Here is a 19,763-nt window from a genome sequence, read left to right as displayed (position 1 = left end):
CGTGCCCTCAGACCCGCCAGCCCTCCGCGTCCACCCCGCCCGGCACGGGTCCCGAGGGCTCGTACGGTCCGCGGGTGAAGACAAAGGTCCCCAGATCCAGATGGCTCACCGATCCATCCTCGGCGCGCACCACCCGCAGTGTCTCCCCCGCGTAGTAACCGTCGAGCCCGGTCCAGGTGCCGTCCGGCTCCGCGCGGAACCGCGAGGCCCGCCCCGCCCCCGACAGCGGCTCCAGCTCCAGCCCGCGCCCGGCCTTCAACCGCAGCAGGAACGGGTTCGCGCCCCAGTACCAGGGCCCGGTCAGCCCCAGCAGTTCCTGGTCCACGGGGCCGGGCAGAAGACGCCAAGGCTCCGGGATCCGCGGCTCGCGGTCGGCCACGATCTCCAGCAGGTCGGCCGCCACGGCACTGACGGCGGGCCCCGAGGTGCAGTTGGCCAGGGCGATTCCGGCGACGTCCTCCTCGACGTCGATCCACAGCGCCGCCAGGAATCCCGGCATCGAGCCGGTATGCCCCGCGAGCCGCCGCCTGTTCCGGCGTACGAGCTGAAGCCCCAGGCCGTATCCCGCCTCCCAGCCGTCGCCCTCCGGTGGCACCGCCGGTGTCCGCATCTCGGCGACGCTCGACTCACCCAGCACCCGCTCATCGCCCCGCAGCAGGAACGCCGCCCAGCGGCAGAGGTCGTCCAGCGTGGACCACAACTGACCGGCCGGGCCCATCAGTCCGGTGTCCTGCGCCGGTTCGGGCAGCAGCGCGTCGGCCCACGGGTGTACCGCCCAGCCGCCCGCGTGCGGCATCTGCGGCCGCAGCGTCGTACGGTCCATGCCCAGCGGCTCCAGCACCTCGCGCCGCAGTACCTCTCCCCATGGCGCGCCGCCCCGCAGCCGCTCAACAAGCCCGCCCAGCAGCGCATAGCCCGGATTGGAGTAGTGATGCCGCCGTCCGGCCGGGAGGACAACCGGCCGCTCGCCGAACAGATCGCCCTGCTCGGGCCGCAGCTCGCCCGGCGTCCGCTCCCACCACGGTCCTCGCGTCTCGGCCGCCAACCCCGAACTGTGCGCGAGCAGTTGAGCGATCGTGGCGTCCGGCACCGGAGTGCCCTCCAGATGCCTGCCGATCGGATCCTCCAGCCGCAGCAACCCCTCGTCGCGCAGCCTCAGCACCATCACCGCCACGAACGTCTTGGTGAGCGAGCCGATCCGGTACTGCACATCGCCGTGCGGCACCTCCCCGTCCACCGCGCTCCGGGCGCCCGTCCACACCGCTCGACCACCGCGGACGACCGCGCCCATCATCGAGGGCGCCCGACCCTGGGTCTGCCCGACCGCCAGCCGGCGCAGCAGCTCCCGGCGCGTCTGCGGCAGCAGCTCCACCAACGCATCAGGCGCTTCGACAGCCCCGCCGCCGGCGGGCCTCCGCGCCGGCTCCCCGGCATCGCCTTCCGCAGCCGCCCGAACGTCGGGCACCCTGGCGTTCCGGGCATCAGGCGCCCCCGCTTCCCGCGGTTCGGGCTCGTGGGACTCCGCGGACGGTGCAATGGTCATGGCGCTCCTCGACGGCCGGTCCAGGTCATGGGCGGGCGGCGGCCCACCGTCGATCACCCTCTCCCGACCACCGCCCCCGATGCCAGCGCCACCGCCCGCCTGCCCTCGGCCGCGCCGCTCTCCCTCCCCCCGTCACCGCTGCGCGAGCGCTGCTATCGCCTCACCCAGGCCCTGCTGCTCGTCCTTCGGCAGCCAGCCGGCCGCATGCACCGAGTGCAGCGCGGTCCGCAGCCGCAGCCGGTCCTCGTCGGTGCCCAGGTACCCGAGGTAGGCAGGCAGTGTCAGACCGAGGGCCTTGAGATCGGCCCGCGCGCACCACCGCGCCAACAGCTCCCGCACACCCCTGTCGATGTCCTCCTCGACGGTCCGTCGCGCGCCGGCCTCGCCCGCTTCCTCGGAATCCGCCGCCGCCGATGCCGTGTCCCGCAGGCCCTCGGCGATCGCGAACCGGTTCCAGTCGCCGTACTGCCCCGCCGGCGCCTCGCCCGCGCACTCCGCCGCCCGCTCGAAGAACCCATATGCCAGGGCCGGTTGGCCGAGCGCCCGGTAGGCCTGCCCCATGTTCACGTACAACGACGGATAGAAGCTCCGCACCCGCTCGTCGCCCACCGCATCCGCCCTGTCCAGGCACTCCTGGTTCCAGCGCAGTGTGTCCTCGGGCGTGCTCTGGTGCCGCGCGAGATAGTGCGCGGCGATGCATGCCTCGTAATCGTCGGCCGCGATGTCCCAGGCCCGTTGAAAGAGCCCTCGGGCCGCTTCGGGCCGCCCCGCCGCCTCGGCCTGCATGCCCTCAACGCACAGTCGTACAACGGGCAGTTCCGGATCCATTCGTTTCCCCTCATCAGCCTTCGGTCGTCGTCCGCGCCCCCTCATGACGCTCAACCGGCCCCGGCGCCGTCCCTCACCGGCATCACCAACGTCGTGAAACTCCCCTGGTCAGCGGACCGGACCACGACGGGCCGGTCCGTCGCGGCGATCTCCAGCAGCACATCGGGCCCCACACCGGCCTCCAGTACGGGCACGAGTACGGCGGGGTCGAAGGCGATCCGCAGCGCCGGCCCCAGGCGAACCGCCCGCAGCCGGACGGCGTCCCGCTCCCCGCCCGCCACCTCAAGCTCGTGATCTGCTTCGTGATCTACGTCGTGACCTGCCGCATCACCGACGCCCACAGCCAGCGTGACCACACCGGCGCGCCCGGAAACCGCGTCCAGCAGTCCGCCGCGATCGACGACGATGCGGTGCGGCCCGGTCTCCAGCCCCTCCAGCACCAACCGGTAATCCGGGAACGCCCCGGTCGCCCCGCCACCGTCGCCGCAGCCCTCCGGCACCTCGCGGCAGCCCTCGCCGCCCCGCACCCGAAGCCCGCGAGCGTCCCCCGCGCACTCCAAATCGACCGACACCTGCCGTACCGCCCACTCCGCCAGGTCCCTCGCCGCCGGCACGCCGATCAGCACCCGCTGCGGCCCACCCTCGAAATCCGCGGCCGCCAGCACCCGTACGGCCAGTCGAAAGCGGTCCGTGGCGACCAACCGCACCTCACCGTCGACGAGTTCGAGCAGCACACCGCCCAGCACCGGAAACTCCTCCCGCGCCGCGCCGACCGCCGCCGCGGGTGCCACCTGCCGTACCGCGCTGGCGAGTTCAGCACCGCCGACCCGAGCACGCCCCGGGACCCCGCGGCCTCCCCCGTCCGCCGCCACCTCGCGCAGGAACCCATCGACCACTGCCCGCGCCTCGTCCGCCGTCCGCCGTGTGCGCTCCAGATGCGCCCGGAGCACGTCACGCGCCGCCTCCTCCGCCCCGTCCAGAACGACCGCCACATCCACCAACGGCAGCCCGGCCGCCCGCAACCGCCGCAGCCGCACAGCACGGGCCGCCTGGCCCGCCGCGTAGTACCGGTACCCCGTCGCGGCATCCACCCGAGCCGGCCGCAACACCCCGCAGTCGTCGTAGAACCGCAGGGCACTCGGCGTCAGACCGGCCCGCCGGGCAAACGCGCCGATGCTCAACAGCTCTTCGGTGTCGTCCATGAACGGGATTGTGGAGCTTCAACCAGCCTGAAGGTCAAAGCGACCCCCTCGGAGGCCGCGCGCGGGGCGCATCGACTCCCGGCGCGCCCGGCCTCCTGACATCACTCCCAGGGCTGCGGGCCCGCGATCTGCCTGGTGGTGACGTTGAGGCGGTTGAAGAGGTTGGTGATGCCGATGGCCAGGGTGAGGCCCGCCAGTTCCTGCTCGCTGAAGTGCTTGGCGGCCTCGTCCCAGATCGCGTCCGGTACGGGCTCCGGCCTGTCGGCGAGCCGGGTCGCGACCTCGGCGAGGGCGAGCGCGGCACGTTCGGCATCGGTGAAGTAGGGCGTGTCCCGCCAGGCCGCGACCGCGAAACGCTGCTCGTCGCTGACGCCGGCCTTCCCGGCACTGCGCGCGTCCCCGTCCACGCAGACGCTGCACCCGTTGATCTGACTCACGCGCAGCTGGACCAGCTCGATCGTCGTCTGGGGAACGCCGGCCTTCCTGACCGTCTTGCTCAGGTCCAGGAGGGACTTCATGGCCTCGGGGATGATCACGGCCGGGTTCTTCATACGTGCCTGCATGGTTGTTCACCTCGTATGTCGTCACGGTGCCGCCGTCTGATGCGGCGGCATCAACAAGTCCGTCACCGCACTGACGGATCGCGACGGGGGAGTGTGACCGGGCGAGGCACACCAAATTCTCTGAACGCTATCGTCCGCCGTCTCAAATCAGCGCCATTTGCCACACGAGAGACAATTCACCCCACCGGAGAGCGGCAGCAACCGGCAGAAACAAGGGCCGATCCCCCTTCCACTTTTCTCAGCCCCCGAGATACCCCTGGTTCCACGAGTCACCGGCACACAGGCCGCATAAGGAGTCAGCCACCCGTGAGCAACGCGCCCACCGACCACCCCACACCCGCCGCTGGGACCGCACGCAGAACGACGACCGATCCCCAAGGAGCCGGCTGGTACGTCGACGATCGCTGCACAAACTGCGACGTCGCCAGGCAACTCGCGCCGGAGTTAGTCGGCGAGGTCGGCGGACGCTCCGAAATCCTGCGCCAGCCGCGTAGCGAGGCCGAAGAGCGCCGGCTGCACGCCGCCGCGTTCGCCTGCCCCTCCCGCTCCATCCGGCATTCCTCCCATCGGCTGGCCCCGGCGCTGGACCCCTTCCCCCTGCGCCTCGACGACACCGTGTTCCTCTGCGGGCACAACTCTCCACACACCGCAGGGGCCAACTCCTACCTCCTGCGGCGACCTTCGGGGAGCCTGATGATGGTGGACACGCCTCGCTGGAGTGATCCGCTGGCCACCCGGTACGCGAGCCTCGGTTCCATCACCGACGTACTCCTCACACACCGGGACCACGCGGCACACGGCCGCCGCTATGCCGACCGCTTCGGAGCCCGGCTGTGGATCCACGAAGGCGACCTTGACGCCGCGCCACAAGCGGATCGCATCCTGCGCGGCACCGACACCGTCGAAATCGCCGACGGCGTACTCGCCCATCCGCTCCCGGGCCACACCAGGGGAAGCGTGCTCTACGTCGCCAACGAGCGGTACTGCTTCAGCGGCGACAGCTTCTACTGGTCACGCACCACAGACGACATCGAGGTGACCGAGAGCGTCACCTGGTACTCCATCGAAGAACTGGCGGCCTCACTGGTCCGTACCGCCGACCGGCTCCGCTTCGAGTGGCTGCTCCCCGGACACGGCGACCGAAAACGCCTGCCTGCCACCGAAATGGCGCGGCGCATCCGGGCGTTGACCGCTCGCACCCGAGCGCTGAAGCCTCGCCCCGTCGACTTCACGGCCGTGCGCTGGTGATCAACAGCGGCAACGGCAGCAGCAGTCCCGATCGGCCGTCGACGCCCCGAATCAGCTCAGCTCACGTCTGCGCCATATCCACAAACCGCGAGTAGTGACCCTGGAACGCCACGGTGATCGTCGCTGTGGGGCCGTTACGGTGCTTCGCCACGATCAGGTCGGCCTCGCCCGCACGCGGGGACTCCTTCTCATAGGCGTCCTCGCGGTGCAGCAGGATGACCATGTCGGCGTCCTGCTCGATCGAACCGGATTCACGAAGGTCGGAGACCATCGGCTTCTTGTCCGTGCGCTGCTCGGGGCCACGGTTCAGCTGGGAGAGCGCGATCACCGGGAGCTCCAGCTCCTTGGCCAGCAGCTTGAGGTTTCGGGACATATCGGAAACTTCCTGCTGGCGGCTCTCGGCGCGCTTCGAGCCACCGGACTGCATCAGCTGCAGATAGTCGATGACCACAAGCTTCAGTTCGTTGCGCTGCTTGAGACGGCGGCACTTCGCGCGGATCTCCATCATCGACAGGTTCGGCGAATCGTCGATGTAGAGCGGCGCGGCGGAGACATCCGGCATCCGGCGCGCCAGCCGCGTCCAGTCCTCGTCCGTCATGCTGCCGGAGCGCATGTGATGCAGCGCCACCCGGGCCTCGGCGGACAGCAGGCGCATCGCGATCTCGTTGCGCCCCATTTCGAGGGAGAAGATCACGCTCGGCAGATTGCTCTTGATCGAGCAGGCGCGCGCGAAGTCCAGCGCCAGGGTGGACTTACCCATGGCGGGACGGGCCGCGATAACGATCATCTGGCCCGGGTGCAGACCGTTCGTCAGCGAATCCAGGTCCGTGAAGCCGGTCGGCACACCCGTCATCTGACCCTGGCGAGAGCCGATCGCCTCGATCTCGTCGAGGGCGCCCTCCATGATGTCGCCGAGCGGCAGATAGTCCTCGCTGGTCCGCTGCTCGGTGACGGCGTAGATCTCCGCCTGGGCGCTGTTGACGATCTCGTCGACGTCGCCGTCCGCCGCGTATCCCATCTGCGTGATCCGGGTGCCCGCTTCGACCAGGCGGCGCAGCACGGCCCGTTCATGGACGATCTCGGCGTAGTACTCGGCGTTCGCGGCCGTCGGCACGGACTGGACGAGGGTGTGCAGATACGAGGCGCCGCCGACCCGCGCGATCTCCCCGCGCTTGGTCAGCTCCGCGGCGATGGTGATCGGGTCGGCCGGCTCGCCCTTGGCATACAGGTCGAGAATCGCCTGGAAGACCAGCTCATGCGCCGGGCGGTAGAAGTCCTCGCCCTTGAGCACCTCGACGACGTCCGCGATGGCGTCCTTGGACAGCAGCATGCCGCCGAGCACGGACTGCTCGGCGTCCAGGTCCTGCGGGGGCACCCGCTCGAAGCCGCCGGCCCAGGAGCCGCCATCTTCGTCGCGGTCCGGTCGGTCACCGCGGCCGCGGCCCTTGCCGTCGCCTCGGCGGGAGCGGGGGGCCGGCAGCCGGTCGCTCGGACCGGAGTCCGCCCAGGGGTCCTCCATGGGCTCGGGCATGCTCACCCCGGCACCTCCTCCCGTCCGCGACGCGGACCTTGCTGTGCTCTTCTTTCTTACGGCACAGCTCTGACAATCGAGACGCCCGACTCCGGTTACGGCGCGTCGAGTTCGGACGAGTTCTCAGGCCGGAACAGGCGGCGGGTGCCGGACCACGGTAGGCCCGCCGGCACCGTCCGCCAATCTGGTTATCCACAGGCCATGTGGATGACCGGCCCATAGCTGTGGAGAAGTCCCCTGATCCTGTGCACGGCACGGGGGAAACTTCTGTGGACAAGCACACAATCAGCCCGTCCACACCCCTCTGACCTGCGGTTTTCTCATCCATAGGCTGTGGGGGAGAAAAACTTTCGCAACCGGTTCAAGATCGTGGCAAACGACCCGCGGAAGCCAACTCCGCACAGCGGAAAGTAAGGACTGCATCACGGTTGCATCTCTTACCTGTGGAAGATTAGATTGCCCGCATGACACTGGCTCCCGCGACCCGGCGGCGCACCGCCCGCCGCCACGACCGCGAGATCATCGCACTCGCCCTGCCGGCTTTCGGTTCCCTCGTCGCGGAACCCCTCTTCGTCATGGTCGACAGCGCCGTCATCGGCCACCTCGGCACCCCCCAGCTCGCCGGCCTCGGCGTCGCCGCCGCCCTGCTGACCACCGCTGTCTCCGTCTTCGTCTTCCTCGCCTACGCCACCACCGCGGCGGTCGCCCGCAGAGTCGGCGCCGGCGACCTCCCCGCCGCCATCCGCCAGGGCATGGACGGCATCTGGCTCGCCCTCCTCCTCGGCGCCGCCGTCATCGCGACCGTGCTGCCCACCGCCCCGTGGCTCGTCGAAGCCTTCGGCGCATCCGGCACCGCCGCCCCGTACGCCACGACCTATCTGCGCATCAGCGCCCTCGGCATCCCCGCGATGCTCGTCGTCCTCGCCGCCACCGGCGTACTCCGCGGCCTCCAGGACACCAGGACCCCGCTGTACGTGGCCATCGGAGGATTCTCCGGAAACGCCGTACTGAACATCGGGCTGGTCTACGGCGCCGGCCTCGGCATCGCGGGCTCCGCCTGGGGCACCGTCATCGCCCAGTGCGCCATGGCCGCCGCCTACCTCGTCGTGGTGGTCCGCGGCGCCCGGCGGCACGGGGCCTCGCTGCGCCCCGACGCGGCGGGTATCCGCGCCTCCGCGCAGGCCGGCCTCCCCTTGCTGGTCCGCACCCTCTCACTGCGCGCCGTGCTGATGATCGCCACCGCCGTGGCCGCCAGGCTCGGCGACGCCGAGATCGCCGCCCACCAGATCGTACTCACCCTCTGGCAGCTGCTGGCCTTCGCTCTGGACGCCATAGCCATAGCCGGGCAGGCGATCATAGGGCGCTATCTCGGAGCTGCGGACCGGGAGGGCGCCACGGCCGCTTGCCGCCGCATGGTGCAGTGGGGCATCGCCTCCGGCGTGGTCCTGGGCATCCTGGTCGCGCTCGCCCGGCCACTGTTCATCCCGCTGTTCACCGCCGACCCCGCCGTGCAGGGCCCCCTGCTGACCACGCTCCTGGTCGTCGCGGTCAGCCAGCCGATCTCCGGAGTCGTCTTCATACTCGACGGCGTCCTGATGGGGGCCGGGGACGGGCCGTACCTCGCCTGGGCAATGGTCGTGACGCTCGCCCTGTTCGCACCCGTGGCGCTGGCCGTACCGGCCTTCGGCGGCGGACTCGTCGCCCTCTGGTGGGCCATGACGCTGATGATGACCGTGCGCATGCTGACACTGTGGCTGCGCACCCGGTCGGGCCGGTGGATTGTGACCGGGGCCTCCCGCTGAACCGCCCCGTAACAACGAACTGCCTGTCGATAATGACCGTGTGCGCCCGCTAGCCAGGAAATCCGTGCTGCCCCTGACGTTCATCGTCATCGGGGCAGCTGTCATGGTGGGCTCCGCCGCGGAGGTCGCTCCTACGGTCGGCGGCGGCCGCAGCAGCTTCGGTAAGTCCGGCGAGGCCGGCCAGGACCCCGAGGACCAGGATCCGGCCGCGACGGCCCCGGCCGACGACGGCAACGCGTACACCCCGCGCCGGACCGAGCAGAACGCCCGGGTCGGCGTGGTCTTCGAGAAGGACGACACCGGCGAGCACTTCTGCACCGCAAGCGTCGTGCAGAGCCCCGGCCGGAACATGCTCATCACCGCGGCGCACTGCGCGTACGACAGCGACGCCAAGGCCCCCGTGAACGATCTCGTCTTCGCTCCCGACTATCGCGACGGCGAAGAACCCACCGGCCTGTGGAAGGTCAACAAGGTCATAGTCGACGACCGCTGGGCCAAGTCGAACGACGAGGATCTCGACGTCGCGTTCCTCCTGCTCGACAAGAAGAAGGGCGAGCAGATCCAGGACGTCCTGGGTGCCAACACGCTCGGCATAGACCGCGGCTTCGACAACGAAGTCAAGATCACCGGCTATCCGACCAGCCGCAACACCCCGATCTCCTGCCAGAACCGCACCACGAAGTTCAGCAACACCCAACTGCGCGTCAAATGCACCGACTTCGAGGGCGGTACGAGCGGCAGCCCTTGGCTGGCCGACTACGACCCCAAGAGCCACACCGGCACGGTCATCGGTGTCCTGGGCGGCCATGAGGGCGGCGGCGACGAGGACGATGTCTCCTACGCCGCGTACTTCGACGACGACATCGCGGCGCTGTACAAGCACGCCCAGGACGAGGACTGAGAACGGGCCTCCGGACACCTGAACACGGCGAAGGGCCGCACCCCATAGCGGGGTACGGCCCTTCGGCGTTGTGCTGCGATTACGCGGCGACGACCTCGACGCCGAGCTTCGCGATGACCTCGGCGTGCAGACGCACGGAGACCTGGTGCGCGCCCAGGGTCTTGATCGGCGTACCGAGCTCGACACGGCGCTTGTCGACGTCCGGACCACCGGCGGCCTTGATCGCCGAGGCGACGTCGGCCGGGGTGACGGAGCCGAACAGGCGGCCGGCGTCGCCGGCACGGACGGCCAGCTTCACCTTGACGCCCTCGAGCTGGCCCTTGATCTCGTTGGCCTGCTCGATCGTGGCGATCTCGCGGATCTTGCGACCGCGACGGATCTGCTCGACGTCCTTCTCGCCACCCTTGGTCCAGCGGATCGCGAAACCACGCGGGACCAGGTAGTTACGGGCGTAACCGTCCTTGACGTCGACGACGTCGCCGGCGGTGCCGAGGCCAGAGACCTCGTGGGTGAGGATGATCTTCATGTGTCGGTCACCCTTCCCTTATCGCGCGGTGGACGTGTAGGGCAGCAGCGCCATCTCACGGCTGTTCTTCACGGCCGTGGCGACGTCACGCTGGTGCTGAGTGCAGTTGCCGGTGACTCGGCGGGCACGGATCTTGCCGCGGTCGGAAATGAACTTCCGCAGCAGGTTCGTGTCCTTGTAGTCAACGTAGGAGATCTTCTCCTTGCAGAACACGCAAACCTTCTTCTTAGGCTTGCGAGCAGGCGGCTTCGCCATTGTCTCTCTCCAGTGAGTTCAAGAAGTTTGTGCTGACGCCCTCGAGGTCCCGGCCGTTTCACGGCGTTGTTTCACGTGAAACAACGCGGAGACGAGCCGGCTGTGCGGACCTAGAAGGGCGGCTCGTCCGAGTAGCCGCCGCCGGAGCTGCCGCCCCAGCCACCGCCGCCGCCACCCTGCTGGCCACCGCCGGCAGGAGCATTGGTCGCCCACGGGTCGTCGGCGGGAGCACCGCCGCCGCCCTGCTGGCCGCCACCGGGGCCGCCGCCCCAGCCACCGCCACCCTGGCCACCGCCCTGCTGACCGCCGCCGAAGCCGCCGCCCTGGCCACCGCGACCGCTGGTCTTGGTGATCTTGGCCGTGGCGTTCTTGAGGCTCGCGCCCACTTCCTCGACGTCGAGCTCGTAGACCGTGCGCTTCACGCCCTCGCGGTCCTCGTACGACCGCTGCTTGAGGCGGCCCTGCACGACCACGCGGGTACCCCGCGTGAGGGACTCGGCGACGTTCTCCGCCGCCTGACGCCACACCGAGCAGGTCAGGAACAGGCTCTCGCCGTCCTTCCACTCATTGGTCTGGCGGTCGAAAGTGCGGGGAGTGGACGCGACGCGGAACTTCGCGACCGCCGCACCGGACGGGGTGAAGCGCAGCTCGGGGTCGTCGACAAGATTGCCGACAACCGTGATGACGGTCTCGCCTGCCATTAGGGGAACCTCTCGGCGGGTGTGCTGCTGGCTGCTGGTGTTGCTGCTACTCGAACCCGGTTACCGCTGAACGCTGACGCGGTCAGTGGGTCTCGGGACGGAGGACCTTGGTCCGGAGGACCGACTCATTCAGGTTCATCTGACGGTCGAGCTCCTTGACGACCGCAGGCTCGGCCTGCAGGTCGATGACCGAGTAGATGCCCTCAGGCTTCTTGTTGATCTCGTACGAGAGACGACGACGGCCCCAGGTGTCGACCTTCTCGACCTTTCCGTTGCCCTCACGGACGACGGAGAGGAAGTTCTCGATCAGCGGGGAGACAGCGCGCTCCTCGAGATCGGGGTCGAGGATGACCATCACCTCGTAGTGACGCATGTAGAACCCACCTCCTTTGGACTCAGCGGCCACGGTCGTTCCGTGGCAGGAGGGTCATGATGCGTTCCGCACCGAGCCCGCCCGGGTCATCCGGACAGACATAGGCGCAGACCGTACAGAGTACCTGCCTCAGGCCTTCCGGTTGAAATCCGAGTGCTGCACCCCTCAATCTGGAACGCAACGGGTGTGAGCGGCGTTACAGTGCGCCGCCCTGTCATCGGAGGTGCCGCATGGCACAGGCAGCAAGGACCCAGCGCAGTCTGCTCTCGCTTCTCAACAGCGACGGCAAGGCGCACCCCGTCGAGAACACCATCGCCATCGTGACCCTGGTGCTCGGCGCGGTCGCCGTCTTCACCACGCTCTCTCCCAGCCTGCACCTGATCAGCTCCTGGGCCGGGCTCGTCGGAATCGGGACGGGCCTCTGGGGCCAGTTCATCTCATCGACGACAGGCGAACGCTTCCTGTTGATCATCGGTCTCGGGGCTTCGGGCGTCGGCTTCTACATCGGCCTGGCGCACGGCGGCCTCTTCGGCGGCGTCCTCGGCTAGCGCGAGGCCGGGGCGATTCGAACCCAAGACCGTACGGCTCAGACGGGGCGCTCCCCGCTCACAGTAGGCTTCGGCGCGAGAGCCGGAGCCCCGACCATGGGGACACACCTGCCGAGGAGCGCCCCGCATGAGCCTGACCCTGAGGACCATTAGCCGAGAGCAGCATCTGGCATACATCCAGAGCCTGCCCGCGGCGAGCCACATGCAGGTCCCGGCCTGGGCCGACGTCAAGGCCGAGTGGCGCTCGGAGAGCCTGGGCTGGTTCGACGCCGACGGCGAGCTGGTCGGCGCCGGTCTGGTCCTCTACCGCCAGGTCCCCAAGGTCAAGCTGTATCTCGCCTACCTCCCCGAGGGACCGGTCATCAACTGGTACTCCCCGAATCTGGAGGACTGGCTGCAGCCGATGCTCAAGCATCTCAAGCAGCAGGGCGCCTTCACGGTGAAGATGGGCCCGCCGGTCATCATCCGCCGCTGGGACGCCGCGGCGATCAAGGCCGGCATCCAGAACCCGGACGTCAAGCGCCTGCGGGACGTCGAGGCGACCCACATCGAGCCGCGCGCCTTCGAGGTGGCCGACAAGCTTCGCCGCATGGGCTGGCAGCAGGGCGAGGACGGCGGCGCCGGCTTCGCCGATGTGCAGCCCCGCTACGTCTTCCAGGTGCCGCTGGCCAACCGTTCCCTGGAGGACGTCCACAAGGGCTTCAACCAGCTGTGGCGCCGCAACATCAAGAAGGCCGAGAAGGCCGGCGTCGAGGTCGTGCAGGGCAGCTACGACGAGCTGGACGAGTGGCAGCGGCTCTACGAGATCACCGCGGAGCGCGACCACTTCCGGCCGCGCCCGATCGGCTACTTCCAGCGCATGTGGAAGGCCCTCAACGCCGAGGACCCCAACCGCATGCGGCTGTACTTCGCCCGCCACGAGGGCGAGAACGTCGCGGCCGCCACGATGCTGATCGTCGGTGGCCATGTCTGGTACTCGTACGGCGCCTCCGCCAACCACAAGCGCGAGGTCAGGCCCTCCAACGCGATGCAGTGGCGGATGCTGCGCGACGCCTATGCGCTCGGCGCCACGGTCTACGACCTCCGCGGCATCAGCGACTCCCTGGACGAGAACGACCACCTTTTCGGCCTGATCCAGTTCAAGGTCGGCACAGGTGGGCAGGCAGCGGAGTATCTCGGTGAGTGGGACTTCCCGCTCAACAAGCTGCTGCACAAGGCGTTCGATATGTATATGGCGCGGCGCTGACCCGCCCGCTCCACCGCTCCAGTTCGTACCCCTGACACACCCCAGCCACGAGAAAGGTCCCGGGCCCGGCCATGGCGCTCACCCTCTACGTCGACACCGCGCGCTGGCGGGCGCATCAGCAGAGCGTTCTCCAGCAGTTCCCCGGGCTGGTCCCGGTGTGCAAAGGCAACGGCTACGGCTTCGGCCATGAGCGCCTCGCCGATGAGGCCACCCGCCTCGGTGCCGACATCCTCGCGGTCGGTACGACCTACGAAGCGGCCCGCATCAAGGACTTCTTCAGCGGTGACCTGCTCGTTCTGACGCCGTTCCGGCACGGCGAGGAGCCGGTGCCGCTGCCCGACCGGGCCATCCGCTCGGTCTCCTCGGTCGAGGGCGTGGGCGGCCTGGTGGGCGCCAGGGTCGTCATCGAGGTCATGAGCAGCATGAAGCGGCACGGTGTCGCGCCGGAGGACCTGCCGAAGCTGGCCGCGGCCATCGAGGACGTCCGGCTCGAAGGGTTCGCGATCCATCTGCCGCTGGACCGCACCGACGGGTCCGACGCGGTCGAAGAGGTCATCGGTTGGATGGACCGGCTCCGCGCCGCCCGCCTGCCGCTGCACACCATGTTCGTCAGCCACCTCAAGGCCAATGAACTCGCCCGTCTCCAGCAGCAGTTCCCGCAGACCCGGTTCCGCGCGCGGATCGGCACCCGGCTGTGGCTCGGCGACCACGAGGCCACCGAGTACCGCGGCTCGGTGCTCGACGTCACGCGCGTCGCGAAGGGGGACCGCTTCGGCTACCGCCAGCAAAAGGCGGCCTCCGACGGCTACTTGGTCGTGGTCGCCGGCGGCACGTCGCATGGCGTCGGCCTGGAGGCTCCCAAGGCTCTGCACGGTGTGATGCCGCGCGCCAAGGGCGTGGCCCGCGCAGGTCTGGCAACCGTCAACCGCAATCTCGCGCCGTATGTGTGGGCCGGGAAGCAGCGCTGGTTCGCGGAGCCCCCGCACATGCAGGTGTCGATTCTGTTCGTACCGGCGGACGCACCCGCGCCGCAGGTGGGCGAGGAACTGGTGGCCCATCTCCGGCACACCACGACGCAGTACGACCGCCTTGTGGACCGCTGAGCCGCCCGAGCCCAGCTCTCCGGAACGCCGAGGGCCCGGTGCCGCAGACACACTCTGCGGCACCGGGCCCTTCCCGTTCGGTTCAGGGGCGGTCAGTCCTGTACGACGCCCCAGCGCACCCGTGGCTGCCCCTCGAAGTGCAGCGCGTGCCGCGGCTCGTGATAGGTCCGGCCGAGGACGAACACGTCCGGTGCCCGGTCCAGGACACCCCCCGACGGATCGTCATCGCCGTCTCTACGCACGACGTCCCGCTCCGGCATCAGGATGTCCCGTACCACCACGGCGCACAGGTAGAGGGTGCCCAACAGGTGGAGGGCGATGGCCAGTTGGTAGCCCTCCGTCGGCAGCCCCTGATGTTTGTCGCCGTTGCTGGTGTAGGCGAGGTACATCCAGATACCCAGGAAGTACATGACCTCGCAGGCCTGCCAGATCAGGAAGTCCCGCCAGCGGGGCCGGGCCAGCGCGGCGAGCGGGGTCAGCCAGAGAACGTACTGCGGCGAGTAGACCTTGTTGGTGAGGATGAAGAGCGCGACGACGAGGAACGCGAGCTGGGCGAAGCGCGGCCGGCGCGGTGCGTAGAGCGTCAGCAGTCCGATGGCGCCACAGCCCAGGATCATCAGCAGGGTGGCGTAGGTGTTGGCGTTCTCCAGGGGATTACCGGTGCGCTGCGAGATCAGGAGCCAGATCGATCCGAAGTCGATGGGGCGCTCCTGGCTGAAGGTGTAGAACTTCGCCCAGCCCTCCCTGATGTGGAAGCCGGTCACATCGTGCGTGATCATCACCGGCAGATTGACCAGGAGCCAGGATGCCGCCGTGCCCGCCACGACCCTTCCGTACGCGCGCCAGGCTCCCGCGCGCCAGCAGAGCACCAGCAGCGGCCCGAGCAGCAGCACCGGGTACAGCTTCGCGGCGGTCGCCAGCCCGATCATGATGCCCGCCGCCAGAGGCCGGCTCCGTGACCACTTCAGCATTCCCAGGGCGGTCAGGGCGATCGCCAGCAGGTCCCAGTTGATGGTGGCGGTGAGCGCGAAGGCCGGCGCCAGGGCGACGAGGAGACCGTCCCAGGGCCGGCGCCGGTGCGTCCGGGCCACGCACACGGCGATAACGACGGCGCAGATCATCAGCATGCCGGCGTTGACCAGCCAGTAGATCTGTTCTTGCTGCTGGATCGATCCCCCGTGCGGAGTCATCCAGGAGGCGAGCTGCATAAAGGCACCGGTCAGCACGGGGTACTCGAGGTACTCCATATCGCCGGGCAGCTTGTCGAAATACGGGGCCAGTCCGTCGGCGAAGCCACGCCCCGCATAGAGATGGGGAATGTCGGAGTAGCAGGCATGGGTGTACTGGGTCGTGGTCCCGAAGAACCACCCGCCGTTGTAACAGGGCAGCTTCTGCACCATGCCGAGCGCGAACATTCCGATGGCGACGAGCGCAACGAACCGCACCGGCGTCAGCCAGCTGGTGCCGAACAGCGCGCGCCGTCCGATCGGTCCTCCGATCAGCTCGCTGCCGGCCGCCGCCACCTCGTCCCGGTTCGTCGGCCGTACGGGCTCATCCTGTCGCACGCTCGTCATGGCCCCATCCTGCCGTACGCCCCTTGCCCGAACGCGGCGAAGCCCCCGCCCGGTCGAGCCGGGTCGGGGGCTTCGCCGCTTCATGTTTCACGTGAAACAGTCGCTTGGTTTCACGTGAAACAGTCGGCGATCATCAAGAGCCGGAGGGGCCGCCGAACAAGCCTCCGCCGTTGCCGTTGCCGTTACCGCCGCCGGGGCCTCCGGGATCAGGGGTCGGACTCGTCTCCCCTCCGGTGGTCCCACCGGTATCCCCACCGGTTGTCGTCCCACCGGTTTCCTGGCACTTGACGTCCCAGGTGGAGCAGGTCTCCGTGGGGCCAGGGCTCGGAGAGCCGCTCGGGGGAGCGGACTCGCTCGGCGTCTCGGACGGCGTCTCCGACGGCTCCTGCGACGGCGTGGGGGTCGGCGTCGGGGTCGGCATACCTTCCTCGTCGAGGCGCTGCCCGATGTCAGTGGCCGCGGGGAACTGTGCGGAGCCGATGTTCGCCTGGAGCATGTACTCGGTCCATACCTCGGTGGGCAGTGCACCACCGTGGATCGAGTCGAATCCGCCCACTCCGTTCATGGACAGCTGGCGCGGGTTCTTCGGGTCCTCACGGAACATCGTGACGGAAGTCGAGAGCTTCGGGGTGTAGCCGACGAACCAGGCCGACTTGTTCTCGTCGGTGGTACCGGTCTTGCCCGCCGCCGGAATGCCCACCCTCCTCGCGTCCTTGGCCGTGCCGTTCTTGATGACGTTCTGCAGCACCTTGGTCACGTTGTTGGCGATTTCGGCATCCATCGCCGTTTCCTCATGGGGCTTCTCGAAACCCGGCTCATCCACGCCTTCACGCGTCACCTTGGTCACCGAATACGGCTCGTACTTCTTCCCCGAGGCAGCGAACGTCGCATAGGCATCGGCCATCCGAATCGCGCTCGGCGTCGAGGTACCCAGCGCGAACGACGGGTTCAGATTCTTGTCGAAGCTCTCGTCCGAGATTCCCGCGGCGTGCGCCATGTCCCGCACCTTGGTCATCCCGACATCCATGCCGAGCTGAACGAACGGGGTGTTGACGGACTGCTCCATGGCCTTGACCAAGGAGATGTAGCCCCAGCGGTGAGCGCTCTCGTTCTCCTGGAAGAAGGGCGAGTTATCTCGCTTCAGGACGTAGTCGCCGTTCGCGTCCTTCACCTTGAGATGGTCGTTGCCGTTGTACCGGCTCTCCGGGGAGACCGCGACCCCGGGGTTGTCGGCCTTCCCGTACTTCATGGCCGCCGCAAGGACGAACGGCTTCCAGGTCGAGCCGACCGGCACACCGAAGGTGTCGGCGTTGTTGCTGAAGTGGCCCTTGTCGTAACCCTCACCGCCGTACAAGGCGACGATCTTGCCGTCTCCCGGCACCACGGAGGCCGCACCGAACTGGACATATTTGTCCTTCGCGCGCTCCTTCGGGTTGATGTATCGCTTGTCGACCTTCCTGACCGCATCGGCGAGCTTGTTGACCTTGCGCCTGTCGAAGGTCGTCTGGATCGTGTAGCCGCCCTTGTCGAACAGCGCTTCGCCGATGGTGGAGTGCTTCAGGACGTACTTCTTCGCGGTGTCCATCAGGTAGCCGATCTGGCCGGTCTTGCTGGCCACGGCCTTCGGCTGGTCGGGCGTGGGGAACTTCCGGTACTTGTCACGAACGGACTTGTCCATGAACCCCACCTCGACCTCCCGGTCGAGGATCCAGCTCCAGCGCGCCTGAGCACGCTTGGTGTTCTCCGCCTTGGACGAGTGCGGGCCCGAGCCGCCGGCCGGGTCGTACAGGTCGGCGCCCTTGAGCACGGTCGCCAGCATGGCGCTCTCGGCCGGATTCAGTTCGAAGGCGTTCTTCCCGTAGTACGCCTGGGCCGCTGCCTGGATGCCGTAGGCCCCGCGACCGTAGTAGCTGGTGTTCAGGTAGCCCTGGAGGATCTCGTCCTTGCTCATCTTCGAGTCGACCTTTATCGAGATGAACAGCTCCTTGACCTTACGGTCGAGCGTCTGCTCCTGGGTCAGCATCGCGTTCTTGACGTACTGCTGGGTGATGGTCGATCCGCCCTGGGTGTCACCTCCCCTGGCCATGTTGAACAGTGCTCGCGCGATGCCCATGGGGTCCACACCCGAGTCCGTCTTGAAGGACGCGTTCTCCGCGGCCATCGCCGCCCACTGCATCGCTTTCGGAATCTCGGCGATCTTGACGTTCTGCCGGTTCGTCTGACCGTCCCGGGCCATCACCGAGCCGTCGGCCCACAGGTAGACGTTGTTCTGCTGCTTGGCGGCATCGCTCTCGCTGGGGACGTGCACCAGGGCCAGCGCGACGCCGGCCGCTCCGACGATCAGGCCCATGAAGGTGACGGTCAGGCCGGTGACCTGCTTCCAGGAGGGCACGAAGCGGCGCCAGCCGGTGCGGTTGAACCGGGGGTAGTCGATGAAGCGCTTCTTGGGAGGCCTCCCGCTACCGCGACCGGGCCCTCCCTCGGGGCCATGGCCGCCACCGCCGCCGCGGCCTCCGCCACGTCGACCACCACGGCCGCCACCAGCGGCCATCGCAGCGTCGTCGGGGGTCCGTCGGCGGGAACCACGCTGGGCGGCACGGCGAGCCTCGGCCCGCCCTCCGTAGGGCCGCTCCTGGCCATACGGTTCGGAGCCGGGCGCAGGACCGGCAGCGGAACCTCGCACGGCACGGCGCCCTGTGGGCTGCTGCGCGGCGCGACGGGCCGCGGCACGTCCGCCACCTTGCGGCTGTGGCGGTTTGCGACGGTGCTCGCTCATGGAACGGATACTCCTCGGGCAGGCGCGCTATCTCGTCGCCTGAAGGCGGCAGTTGTCTTCAGGTCCCCCCGATGTACGACCCGCTCCTGACGCGCGAGTCGCACTACACCGAGGACAGGGACGCCACATATCGGCCCACGGTTCCCGGCATTCTGCATGCCGCACAGACTACGCACGGCCAAAACCTGCCCAGTGTTGAAATTCACTCCAAAACAGTCAGGTCACGTAGCACGAATTAGTGATGTGACGCCGTTCACCATCCCCCCGCTTGTTCCACCCAGGACGCCGTTCTATCGTCTGGATGTATCGAGTCGATACATCAGCACGAGATAAAGAACGCACGAGGCCAGGGAGGCGGAGGATGAGCAGACGTTCCGGCATCCTTGAGTTCGCCGTCCTCGGCCTGCTCCGCGAGTCCCCGATGCACGGTTATGAGCTGCGAAAACGGCTCAACACCTCGCTCGGGGTCTTCCGTGCGTTCAGCTATGGCACCCTCTACCCCTGCCTCAAGGCGCTGGTCGCGAACGGCTGGCTCATAGAGGAGACGGGTGACGCCCCGGAGGGCGCACCCGCCGCGGCACTGACGGGACGCCGAGCGAAGATCGTCTACCGATTGACCGCATCGGGCAAAGAGCACTTCGAGGAGCTGCTCGCCCACTCCGGACCGGATGCGTGGGAGGACGAGCACTTCGGCGTCCGCTTTGCCTTCTTCGGTCAGACGTCGCGGGACGTCCGGATGCGCGTGCTGGAAGGCCGCCGCAGCCGGCTGGAGGAGCGCCTCGAGAGGATGCGCACCTCTTTGGCCCGGACCCGCGAGCGGCTGGACGACTACACGCTCGAGCTGCAGCGCCATGGCATGGAATCCGTGGAGCGCGAAGTGCGTTGGTTGAACGAGCTCATCGAGAGTGAGCGCGCCGGGCGCGATCAGCGCGCACCGGGTTCCGCAGAGCAGGGCAAGAAGGACCAGTCAGGAGATACGGGCGGCCTGCCCCGGCACCGGGGTGGTTCCCGGCCGGATCCGTCCGATGACACCACCACATGAG

The 19,763-nt window shown here is 68.5% G+C and carries 18 protein-coding genes; 7 read left to right on the top strand and 11 right to left on the bottom strand.

The features are described from left to right. Positions 1 to 7 precede the first annotated feature (7 nt). From FCH28_RS23215 to FCH28_RS23200, 4 genes are all read right to left on the bottom strand, one after another. Positions 8 to 1,543 (bottom strand): serine hydrolase domain-containing protein, encoded by a 1,536-nt coding sequence (locus tag FCH28_RS23215; RefSeq protein WP_136742038.1) that lies wholly within the window; start codon positions 1,541 to 1,543, stop codon positions 8 to 10. A gap of 132 nt (positions 1,544 to 1,675) precedes the next feature. Then, complete coding sequence (locus FCH28_RS23210) at positions 1,676 to 2,371, bottom strand: hypothetical protein (protein ID WP_136742037.1); 696 nt, start codon at positions 2,369 to 2,371, stop codon at positions 1,676 to 1,678. A gap of 50 nt (positions 2,372 to 2,421) precedes the next feature. Then, positions 2,422 to 3,573 carry a DNA polymerase III subunit beta family protein gene (locus FCH28_RS23205; protein WP_136742036.1) on the bottom strand — a complete coding sequence of 384 codons (1,152 nt, stop codon included), beginning with the start codon at positions 3,571 to 3,573 and terminating at the stop codon, positions 2,422 to 2,424. Between the two features lie 101 nt (positions 3,574 to 3,674). Continuing rightward, positions 3,675 to 4,136: a carboxymuconolactone decarboxylase family protein gene (locus FCH28_RS23200; RefSeq protein WP_136742035.1), complete on the bottom strand. Its 462-nt coding sequence runs from the start codon at positions 4,134 to 4,136 to the stop codon at positions 3,675 to 3,677. 306 nt (positions 4,137 to 4,442) lie between these two features. Between FCH28_RS23200 and FCH28_RS23195 the strand changes: the two genes are divergently transcribed. Further along, on the top strand, positions 4,443 to 5,384 hold the full coding sequence (locus FCH28_RS23195; protein ID WP_136742034.1) for an MBL fold metallo-hydrolase: 942 nt from the start codon (positions 4,443 to 4,445) through the stop codon (positions 5,382 to 5,384). A 61-nt stretch (positions 5,385 to 5,445) separates the two neighbouring features. Here FCH28_RS23195 and dnaB read toward each other — a convergent pair whose 3' ends face one another. Beyond that, the gene (gene dnaB, locus FCH28_RS23190; protein WP_136742033.1) at positions 5,446 to 6,915 is read right to left on the bottom strand and encodes a replicative DNA helicase; all 1,470 of its coding nucleotides are present in this window, start codon (positions 6,913 to 6,915) and stop codon (positions 5,446 to 5,448) included. A gap of 464 nt (positions 6,916 to 7,379) precedes the next feature. On the opposite strand from dnaB, the gene FCH28_RS23185 reads away from it, so the two are divergent. Both FCH28_RS23185 and FCH28_RS23180 read left to right on the top strand, forming a co-directional pair. Then, positions 7,380 to 8,717 carry an MATE family efflux transporter gene (locus FCH28_RS23185; protein ID WP_136742032.1) on the top strand — a complete coding sequence of 446 codons (1,338 nt, stop codon included), beginning with the start codon at positions 7,380 to 7,382 and terminating at the stop codon, positions 8,715 to 8,717. Positions 8,718 to 8,757: 40 nt separating this feature from the next. Further along, positions 8,758 to 9,618 carry a trypsin-like serine peptidase gene (locus tag FCH28_RS23180; RefSeq protein ID WP_136742031.1) on the top strand — a complete coding sequence of 287 codons (861 nt, stop codon included), beginning with the start codon at positions 8,758 to 8,760 and terminating at the stop codon, positions 9,616 to 9,618. A gap of 79 nt (positions 9,619 to 9,697) precedes the next feature. Here the strand turns inward: FCH28_RS23180 and rplI are convergent, their stop codons facing one another. From rplI to rpsF, 4 genes are all read right to left on the bottom strand, one after another. Then, the gene (rplI, locus tag FCH28_RS23175) at positions 9,698 to 10,144 is read right to left on the bottom strand and encodes a 50S ribosomal protein L9 (RefSeq protein WP_136742030.1); all 447 of its coding nucleotides are present in this window, start codon (positions 10,142 to 10,144) and stop codon (positions 9,698 to 9,700) included. A gap of 18 nt (positions 10,145 to 10,162) precedes the next feature. Continuing rightward, positions 10,163 to 10,399, bottom strand: coding sequence for a 30S ribosomal protein S18 (gene rpsR, locus FCH28_RS23170; RefSeq protein WP_003978893.1), 237 nt, complete (start codon positions 10,397 to 10,399; stop codon positions 10,163 to 10,165). 110 nt (positions 10,400 to 10,509) lie between these two features. After that, a complete protein-coding gene (locus FCH28_RS23165) occupies positions 10,510 to 11,100 on the bottom strand; it encodes a single-stranded DNA-binding protein (RefSeq protein ID WP_136742029.1) in 591 nt (196 codons plus the stop codon). 82 nt (positions 11,101 to 11,182) lie between these two features. Then, positions 11,183 to 11,473, bottom strand: a complete 291-nt coding sequence (gene rpsF / locus FCH28_RS23160) for a 30S ribosomal protein S6 (RefSeq protein ID WP_003978891.1) — start codon at positions 11,471 to 11,473, stop codon at positions 11,183 to 11,185. A gap of 230 nt (positions 11,474 to 11,703) precedes the next feature. Here rpsF and FCH28_RS23155 point away from each other — a divergent pair, with 230 nt between their 5' ends. From FCH28_RS23155 to FCH28_RS23145, 3 genes are all read left to right on the top strand, one after another. Further along, complete coding sequence (locus FCH28_RS23155) at positions 11,704 to 12,021, top strand: hypothetical protein (protein ID WP_136742028.1); 318 nt, start codon at positions 11,704 to 11,706, stop codon at positions 12,019 to 12,021. A gap of 127 nt (positions 12,022 to 12,148) precedes the next feature. Then, positions 12,149 to 13,267 carry a lipid II:glycine glycyltransferase FemX gene (locus FCH28_RS23150; RefSeq protein ID WP_136742027.1) on the top strand — a complete coding sequence of 373 codons (1,119 nt, stop codon included), beginning with the start codon at positions 12,149 to 12,151 and terminating at the stop codon, positions 13,265 to 13,267. A gap of 71 nt (positions 13,268 to 13,338) precedes the next feature. Further along, a complete protein-coding gene (locus FCH28_RS23145; RefSeq protein ID WP_136742026.1) occupies positions 13,339 to 14,370 on the top strand; it encodes an alanine racemase in 1,032 nt (343 codons plus the stop codon). 92 nt (positions 14,371 to 14,462) lie between these two features. Here FCH28_RS23145 and FCH28_RS23140 read toward each other — a convergent pair whose 3' ends face one another. Further along, positions 14,463 to 15,944 carry a glycosyltransferase family 87 protein gene (locus tag FCH28_RS23140; RefSeq protein WP_136742025.1) on the bottom strand — a complete coding sequence of 494 codons (1,482 nt, stop codon included), beginning with the start codon at positions 15,942 to 15,944 and terminating at the stop codon, positions 14,463 to 14,465. A 133-nt stretch (positions 15,945 to 16,077) separates the two neighbouring features. Further along, the gene (locus FCH28_RS23135) at positions 16,078 to 18,720 is read right to left on the bottom strand and encodes a transglycosylase domain-containing protein (protein ID WP_136742024.1); all 2,643 of its coding nucleotides are present in this window, start codon (positions 18,718 to 18,720) and stop codon (positions 16,078 to 16,080) included. A 361-nt stretch (positions 18,721 to 19,081) separates the two neighbouring features. Between FCH28_RS23135 and FCH28_RS23130 the strand changes: the two genes are divergently transcribed. Continuing rightward, positions 19,082 to 19,762 carry a PadR family transcriptional regulator gene (locus FCH28_RS23130; RefSeq protein ID WP_136742023.1) on the top strand — a complete coding sequence of 227 codons (681 nt, stop codon included), beginning with the start codon at positions 19,082 to 19,084 and terminating at the stop codon, positions 19,760 to 19,762. The last annotated feature ends 1 nt before the right edge of the window (position 19,763 follow it).

The organism is Streptomyces piniterrae (genome assembly GCF_005048155.1).
Classification (GTDB): Bacteria; Actinomycetota; Actinomycetes; order Streptomycetales; family Streptomycetaceae; genus Streptomyces; species Streptomyces piniterrae.
Note: the sequence above shows the minus strand (reverse complement) of the source record. Positions and strands in the feature narration are given on the sequence as shown.

Coding starts and splice junctions, on each gene's coding strand:
- FCH28_RS23215 (WP_136742038.1), bottom strand. CDS start 1,543: ATGACCATTGCACCGTCCGCGGAGTCCCACGAGCCCGAACCGCGGGAA.
- FCH28_RS23210 (WP_136742037.1), bottom strand. CDS start 2,371: ATGGATCCGGAACTGCCCGTTGTACGACTGTGCGTTGAGGGCATGCAG.
- FCH28_RS23205 (WP_136742036.1), bottom strand. CDS start 3,573: ATGGACGACACCGAAGAGCTGTTGAGCATCGGCGCGTTTGCCCGGCGG.
- FCH28_RS23200 (WP_136742035.1), bottom strand. CDS start 4,136: ATGCAGGCACGTATGAAGAACCCGGCCGTGATCATCCCCGAGGCCATG.
- dnaB (WP_136742033.1), bottom strand. CDS start 6,915: ATGCCCGAGCCCATGGAGGACCCCTGGGCGGACTCCGGTCCGAGCGAC.
- FCH28_RS23185 (WP_136742032.1), top strand. CDS start 7,380: ATGACACTGGCTCCCGCGACCCGGCGGCGCACCGCCCGCCGCCACGAC.
- rplI (WP_136742030.1), bottom strand. CDS start 10,144: ATGAAGATCATCCTCACCCACGAGGTCTCTGGCCTCGGCACCGCCGGC.
- rpsR (WP_003978893.1), bottom strand. CDS start 10,399: ATGGCGAAGCCGCCTGCTCGCAAGCCTAAGAAGAAGGTTTGCGTGTTC.
- FCH28_RS23165 (WP_136742029.1), bottom strand. CDS start 11,100: ATGGCAGGCGAGACCGTCATCACGGTTGTCGGCAATCTTGTCGACGAC.
- rpsF (WP_003978891.1), bottom strand. CDS start 11,473: ATGCGTCACTACGAGGTGATGGTCATCCTCGACCCCGATCTCGAGGAG.
- FCH28_RS23155 (WP_136742028.1), top strand. CDS start 11,704: ATGGCACAGGCAGCAAGGACCCAGCGCAGTCTGCTCTCGCTTCTCAAC.
- FCH28_RS23150 (WP_136742027.1), top strand. CDS start 12,149: ATGAGCCTGACCCTGAGGACCATTAGCCGAGAGCAGCATCTGGCATAC.
- FCH28_RS23145 (WP_136742026.1), top strand. CDS start 13,339: ATGGCGCTCACCCTCTACGTCGACACCGCGCGCTGGCGGGCGCATCAG.
- FCH28_RS23140 (WP_136742025.1), bottom strand. CDS start 15,944: ATGACGAGCGTGCGACAGGATGAGCCCGTACGGCCGACGAACCGGGAC.
- FCH28_RS23135 (WP_136742024.1), bottom strand. CDS start 18,720: ATGAGCGAGCACCGTCGCAAACCGCCACAGCCGCAAGGTGGCGGACGT.
- FCH28_RS23130 (WP_136742023.1), top strand. CDS start 19,082: ATGAGCAGACGTTCCGGCATCCTTGAGTTCGCCGTCCTCGGCCTGCTC.